Annotated in this window: 5 protein-coding genes and 1 pseudogene; all 6 read right to left on the reverse strand. The window is 74.5% G+C overall.

Annotation, left to right across the window (positions count from 1 at the left end):
- Window positions 1-2: 2 nt before the first annotated feature.
- The gene (locus QQM72_RS38510; RefSeq protein ID WP_314225467.1) at window positions 3-851 is read right to left on the reverse strand and encodes a TatD family hydrolase; all 849 of its coding nucleotides are present in this window, start codon (window positions 849-851) and stop codon (window positions 3-5) included.
- Window positions 851-1612 (reverse strand): EboA domain-containing protein, encoded by a 762-nt coding sequence (locus tag QQM72_RS38515; protein ID WP_314225468.1) that lies wholly within the window; start codon window positions 1610-1612, stop codon window positions 851-853. The genes QQM72_RS38510 and QQM72_RS38515 overlap by 1 nt, the downstream gene beginning before the upstream one ends.
- Window positions 1613-1943: 331 nt before the next feature.
- Window positions 1944-2783 (reverse strand): annotated as a pseudogene (locus tag QQM72_RS38520) (sugar phosphate isomerase/epimerase family protein); the annotation flags it as partial.
- Window positions 2780-3883 (reverse strand): SCO3242 family prenyltransferase, encoded by a 1104-nt coding sequence (locus QQM72_RS38525; RefSeq protein WP_314225469.1) that lies wholly within the window; start codon window positions 3881-3883, stop codon window positions 2780-2782. The pseudogene QQM72_RS38520 and the gene QQM72_RS38525, both read right to left, overlap by 4 nt.
- Entirely contained in the window at window positions 3880-5037 is a 1158-nt protein-coding gene (locus QQM72_RS38530) for an inositol-3-phosphate synthase (protein WP_399080204.1), read from the reverse strand. Before QQM72_RS38530 ends, QQM72_RS38525 begins: the two co-directional genes overlap by 4 nt.
- Before the next feature lie 736 nt (window positions 5038-5773).
- Window positions 5774-6031, reverse strand: coding sequence for a pentapeptide repeat-containing protein (locus QQM72_RS38535; protein ID WP_314225470.1), 258 nt, complete (start codon window positions 6029-6031; stop codon window positions 5774-5776).
- Between the last annotated feature and the right edge of the window lie 689 nt (window positions 6032-6720).

Here is a 6720-nt window from a genome sequence, read left to right on the forward strand (position 1 = left end):
GTTCACTCTCCGCCGCGGAGCAGGGAGTTGCCCTCGTGCAGGGCCGCCGGTGCGGCGGGCTCGAGGACGAGGCGGCCGCTGAGCCCGTAGAACGCGACGGGGTTGCGCCACAGCACCTGGTCCACGTCGTCCTCGCCGAAGCCCGCGGCGAGCATCGCGTCGGCGACCTTGCGGGTCTTCAGCGGGTCGCTGTTGCCCCAGTCCGCGGCGGAGTTGACGAGCACCCGGTCGAGTCCGTACTCGTCGAGGACGGCGACCATGCGGTGCTCGTCCATCTTGGTGTCCGGGTAGACGGAGAAGCCCAGCCAGGCTCCGGAGTCCTTGGCCTCCTTCACGGTCGTCTCGTTGAGGTGGTCGAGCAGGACCCGCTCGGCGGGCAGTCGGGACTCGGCCACGGCGTCCAGGGTGCGGCGCAGTCCGGCGAGCTTGTCGCGGTGCGGGGTGTGCACCAGGGCGGGCAGGGCGTGTTCGGCGGCGAGTTCGAGCTGGGCGGCGAGGGCGGTGTCCTCGGCCGCCGTCATCGAGTCGTAGCCGATCTCGCCGACCGCCACGACACCGTCCTTGACGAGGTAGCGCGGCAGCTCCTCCAGGACGGGCCGGCAGCGCGGGTCGTTGGCCTCCTTGGGGTTGAGGCCGATGGTGCAGTGGTGGGCGATGCCGTACTGGGCGGCGCGGAAGGGTTCGAAGCCCAGCAGCGCGTCGAAGTAGTCGAGGAAGCTCTCCGGCGAGGTGCGCGGCTGGCCGAGCCAGAAGGAGGGTTCGACCACCGCGCGCACCCCGGCTTCGTGCATCGCCCGGTAGTCGTCGGTGGTGCGCGAGGTCATGTGGATGTGCGGGTCGAAGATGCGCATCAGGCTTCCTTGGCGGCGAGGGCGAGAGCGAGGGCGTGGTGCAGGTCGTCGGGGACGGGCCGGGCGGCGGCGGTGCGCTCCGCGGCGAAGTCGGCCAGCATGCGGGCGAGTTCGCCGTCACCGCGGGCCCGGTCGGCGAGCCCGGCCACGGCGGCCAGCGGTACCTGGGTGAACAGGCACTTCAGTACGGCGTGCCGCCAGGCGTGGGTGGGGAGGTGGGCGGCGGCATAGGGGCCGACGGCCGCCGCCACGAGCCGGGTGTCGTTGGCGCGCAGCGCGTCCTCGACCAGCGCCACACCCTGGCCGGGCGTGAGGGGCAGGTCCGGCAGGGCGAGCAGGACGGCGCGGCGTTCGGCGCCGCTGCCGTGGTCGTAGAGGCGGGCCACGGCGGCCGCGTCCGGGCGGGCGGTGCGCAGCAGCAGCACCCGGGCCGCCTCCGCCGCCTCCGGGCCTGCGCACACCCGGCCCGCCGCGGCGAACCGCAGCTCCCACGCGGGCACGCCCCGGCGCGACATGGCGTCCCGGGCGGGCGGCACGGCCTTTCCGGCGGGGGGCTCGGAGGCCAGGGCGTCGGGGGACGGGGTATCCCTCGCGGGAGGATCGGCGGTGACCTGGTCGGGAGACGCCGTGTCCCTTGTGTAAGGCTCGGCAAGGTCCTGGTCGGGGGGCGCGGCGGCGCGTGCGTCGGCGAGCGCGCCGTCGAGCCAGGCGGCGGCCTCGGAGCCGAGGCGGGCGGACAGTTCCTCTCGGATGACCGACATGCGGGTTTCCTTACGCGGACGGCGGCGGGGAGACGGTGGGGAGCGCGGCGGAAGCCGGACCGGGAACAGCGCCCGCGCTCGCGGCCGGACGCACGACGGACGGTGGTGCGGCGGACGGTGGTGCGGCTGGCGGGCCGGGCAACGCGGCAGACGGGCTGAGCGACGCGACGGACGGGCCGGGCGACGCTGCGGAGGTCATCCCAACAGAGCTGCGGCCAAGGGAGGTCGGGACCACGACGGCGAGTGCCGAGGCGTAGGCGCTGTCGGTGGAGGGCGCGGTGGGCGTCGGGCCGGTGGGCGTCGGGCCGACGGCGGGGGGCCGTTTCTCGAGTGCGGCGAGCCGGGTGCGGAGGAACGCCATGGAGGAGCGTGCGAGTTCGGGGCCGGCGTGGGAGTGGCGGGGCAGCTCGACCACGGTCAGCCCCTGGTATCCGGTGGCGTCCAGCGCGGCCAGGACGGGCGGGAAGTCGATCTCGCCGTCGCCGAAGGGCAGATGTTCGTGCACGCCCCGGCGCATGTCCTCGATCTGCACGTGCCGCAGCCAGGGTCCCGCCGCGGTGACACAGTCCGCCGGCGGCAGCGGCTCCAGGCACTGGCAGTGGCCGATGTCGAGCGTGAGACCGAGCAGCGGATGGTCGTCGAGCTGCCCGCGCAGCCGGTGGAAACCGGCGAGCGTCTCCAGCAGGTGACCGGGCTCCGGCTCGATGGCCAGCGGAACGCCCGCCTGCGCCGCGGCGTCCAGGACCGGGGCCAGGGAAGCGCCGAGCAGTTCCCAGGCGGCGTCCTCGCCCGTGCCCGCGGGACGGACACCGCTGAAACAGTGCACCGCGTGAGCGCCGAGGTCCGCGGCGACCTGCACGGCGGTGATCAGCAGCGCACTCCGCGCGGCCCGCCCCTCGGGCTCCGCGTCCAGCAGGGTGGGACCGTGCTTGCGGCGGGGGTCGAGGACGTAGCGGCCCCCGGTCTCGACCGTGACGGACAGGCCGAGCGCGCCGAGCCGGTCGGCGACCCGCGCGACGCGCCCGGCCAGGCCGGGGCCCAGCGGGTCGAGGTGCATGTGGTCCAGCGTCAGCCCGACGCCGTCGTAGCCGAGTTCGGCCAGTACCCCCAGGGCGTCGTCGAGCCGCAGATCGGTCAGGCCGTTCGTGCCGTAGCCCAGACGGACACTCATGTGGGGCTCACCTTCCGGGCCAGCCGGCGTGCCACCGGCACGAGCCCGGCGAGCAGCGCGGCGGAGACGGGCGAGCCGGAGCGTGCCGCGAGAGCCGCCTGGAGCGGGATCAGCGCACGGATTCCGCCGCCCACGGCCCGCTGGGTCAGCTGCGGCGACGGATTGAGCACGGCATGCACCAAGGGCCGTCCGGCCGTGACCGCATAGCCACCGGCCAGAACTGCCCGGCCGAGCCCGCCCGGCGTGCCCAGTACACCCGGTGCACCGGGCGGGCCGGGTTCACCGGCGCGCCCGCTCCGGCGCCATCGGGCGGCCGGGCCGGGCTGCCCGTCGGTGCCGACCAGGGCGCCGAGGACGGCCGTCACACCGAGCGCGGCGAGCGGTCCGCCCCGCGCACCGCCCCGCGTCTCGGCCCGCGAGACGGTGGTGAGCGCGTAGGTGTGCGCGCCGAGCACGGCAGCGGGCAGCAGCGCTCGGCGGACCGCCCCGGCGGTACCACCCGCCGACGGGCCCGCCCAGGCGCCCACCGCGGCGCTGGAGAGACGCGCCAGGACGCCTGCCCCGCTGCCCGCCGGGGCAGCCACCGTGGCGTCCGCGGAGGAGCCTGCCGGCGAGCGTCCGGCGGACGGGCTCTGCCGGGCCGTGCGCGGTCCGGCGGTGGCCACGGCGCCCATGAGCAGGTCCAGTCCGCGGGCCGAGGCCATCGCCGCCGGGCCCGCCGCAGTGTGCTTCAACCTCAGGTCGTAGGCCCAGACGGTGCCCGCGAGAGCCGTCGCGCACCATCCGGTGGGCCGGCCCGCGGCGAAGCCCAGACCCAGGCCCGCGCCCGTCAGCACGGCGGCCGCCGCCAGCGCCTGCCCGGGAGCTATACGGCCCGAGGGAACAGGCCGGTGTGGACGCTCGGCGGCGTCCTCGTCCCGGTCGGCCCAGTCGTTGAGGGCCATCCCCGCCTCGTACAGGCACAGCGAGGCACCGGCGGCCAGAGCGGTGGCGGCACCCGGACGCCGGCCGGTCGCCGCAGCCCCCGCCAGCGCGTCCCCGGGAACGGTGAACAGCGCCGATACCCGCAGCAGTTCGGCCCAGTCCCGGAGCTCGCTCATCGGGCGTCCGCCAGCCGTGCGGCGAACGCGACCAGGGCGTCGTACTGTTCGGCCAGCGCCGCGGAGCCGCCGTCGGGATCCTTGAAGTAGAAGCCCAGCTCCGCGAGACCCCCGGTGATCCCCGCCTCCTGCGCGCGGGCGGTCAGCCGGGCCAGGTCGAGCACGAGCGGTGCGGCCAGCGCCGAGTCGCAGCCCTGCCAGATCGTCTGGAGCACCATCCGCGAGCCGAGGAACCCCTCGAAGGCCACATGGTCCCAGGCGGTCTTCCACTCGCCCAGGGCGGGCACCTCGTCGATGTGCACCTCCCCCTCGGGCAGCGCGCCCAGGTTGTCCTCGAGGACCCGGTTCTTGCCGGCGTTCTTCGCCGCGGCCGCCGCCGGATCGGCCAGCGCCGCCCCATCTCCGCCGCCCAGCAGGTTCGTCCCCGACCATGCCCGCACGCCCAGGGCACGCTGGCGGAACATCGGCGCCAGCACCGCCCGCAACAAGGTCTGCCCGGTCTTGCCGTCCCGGCCCGCCCACGGCACGCCCGCCCGCCCGCGCAACTCCTCCAGCGCCGGATGCCCCACTCCCGTCGAGGGGGTGAAGTTCACGTACGCACAACCCGTCCGCAGCGCCGCCGCGGCATACAGGGAGCTCGCCGGCAGCCGCCCGTCCGCAACCGGGACCGGCTCGGTGGAAGCGACGTTGACCACCACCGTCCGCGCGAGCCCCCGGCGCCGGGTGAAACCCTCGATGTCCGCGGCGAACGCGGCTGTCAGCTCCTCGTCACCGCGGTCGTCACCCGCCGCCGGTCCTCCCGGCCGTATCTCCTCGTCGGCCGCGGCGAGTTCACCACGCACCGCGCGCACCAGCCCGTACGGCAGCACGCCCTGCTCCCCCAGCACCTCGGCACGCTTGACCAACGGCCAGTCCACCGTGTCATGCCCGCCGAACACCAGAGACGACAACGCGGGCAGCCCCGCAGCGGCGAACTCCTCGGTCTCCGTGACCAACCCCGTGGCCGGATACAGCCCCGCCACCAGCCCGGCACACCCCGCGATCACCGTCGTGGCGACCGACCCACGCGCCCCGACCAACCAGACACCCGTACCCCCCGCCCCACCGCCGACAGCAGCGGCGCCAGCAGCGGGCGACTCGGCGAACTCAGACACGACAACCTCCCGAAACTACGTCAGCGACGACAAACGAGAACCACCCGGGACACAGACCACGCAGCACTCTCGGCACGCCGCCACGTAAAGAGGGCGGCGGAAAGTCGGAGAATGAGTTCGCGAGCGGGTGCCGGAATACGTGGCATTTCGCGGCATGCTAGACCGCGTGCCTTACGGAACGCAGGGCTCGGCCCGCTCACCCCGGGCCTTCGTGGACCAGCTCTCCAGGAGAATTCAAGTCCGCCCGGCAGTCCGCCGAAGGCCGGGCGACGCCTGAACCCGTGGCGACCTGACACGACGGCAGCGGCCCGAAGGGCGAGCGCTTTCCGGCCTCGGACAGCCCGGACGGGAAGCCGCCCCGCCCGCGATCGGGCCGCGGCGGCCCCGCGACGAGGGGGGTCCTCACCACGACGGCGGGCCGGACTCCCCCATTCCGCCGCCATGGCCCGAAACGGCCGACAGCGTCAGCCCCCATCCGCCCGCCCCACGTCCGCGCCCGTCACCAGCTCGCACATGCCACGCCGGGCTTCGGTCCGGTTCCCTTCCGGGGCCTTGCTGGAATACCGCTGGAGAACCACTCGGCGACCGCCACGCACCACACAAACGGTACGGAGAGGTAATGCACACAAGAGTTCCAAGGTGCACTCGACGCCGAATTCAACGGAAAGGAAATCCTCCGCACCCCATGACACCCGGTCGGCGAACTCCACCGGACACACCCGCGTCCGGGCCTCGGTCACGGCAGGGACCGCAGCCGCGGGTGCCGTGTCGTGATCCCCGGAGGCTGGAGCAGCGGCGGAGGTTCGGGGCCGGGATCCTCGGTGACGACGACGCCCGCGGCCGAGTGGTCGAATCCAGCCGGCCAGCGCGTGTGCCCGCTGGCCAACGCGCCGGTGAGACGGGCCTGGTGAAGGTCGGCCGTGCTCAGGTCGGAGCCGCGCAGGTCGGCCAGGCGCAGGGCTCGCCCCGGCGAGGTCGTGGTCGACCACCACACCCGGCAGGAGGACGAGCACCGCGCCCAGCACGGCCGGCCCCGCCGCCCCGGCCAGCACGGCCGCGGTCACCCGGTGCCCGACCGACGATCGAGTTGACAGTGATCCGCTGAAATCACGGCACGAAGGGTGTTGACCGACTCGTTCGGGCGTCTATCATCCCTGCTTGCCGAAGAGTCGACCAACGTTCGGTATCACGAACTACAGCATCACCTGTGCGGGTGAGCCGTCCGCACCGGAACCGGAGTCCGCGTCTGTTCCGGGCGCGCCGCGCAGGGGTGCGGCCCTGCCCGACGACGACACCGACCGAGCCGCTACGTCAAGCCCAGCAGGGAGCGCTGATCCGGCATGTCCTGGCTCCATCACCTGAGCAGCGGTGAGCATCGGGCGGTTCCGACCGGCAACACCGTGATCGCCGCCAGGACTCACCGGACCCGGGAGAGTCCGGGCGCTCGGGCGCGAACCGGCCGGCTGTATTGACCCGCAGGGTTGTCGACACGGCTGATCGGTGGCCGGCCGCCGAGTGCGGCGCGGCCGCGGTGGTCCGCGCACACCGACCACCCCGCCCCGCCCCGGAGGTTCTCGCGCCGCGCGACACGCCGGTGTCCCGGACACGGCGGGCTGGGCCGCCGCGGGGCACCCGAGCCGCCCCGAACCCGACCTCACCACCCGTCGGCGCGAAGCGTCGGCC

The sequence above is a fragment of the Streptomyces zaehneri genome (genome assembly GCF_032248645.1).
GTDB classification, from domain to species: domain Bacteria; phylum Actinomycetota; class Actinomycetes; order Streptomycetales; family Streptomycetaceae; genus Streptomyces; species Streptomyces coriariae.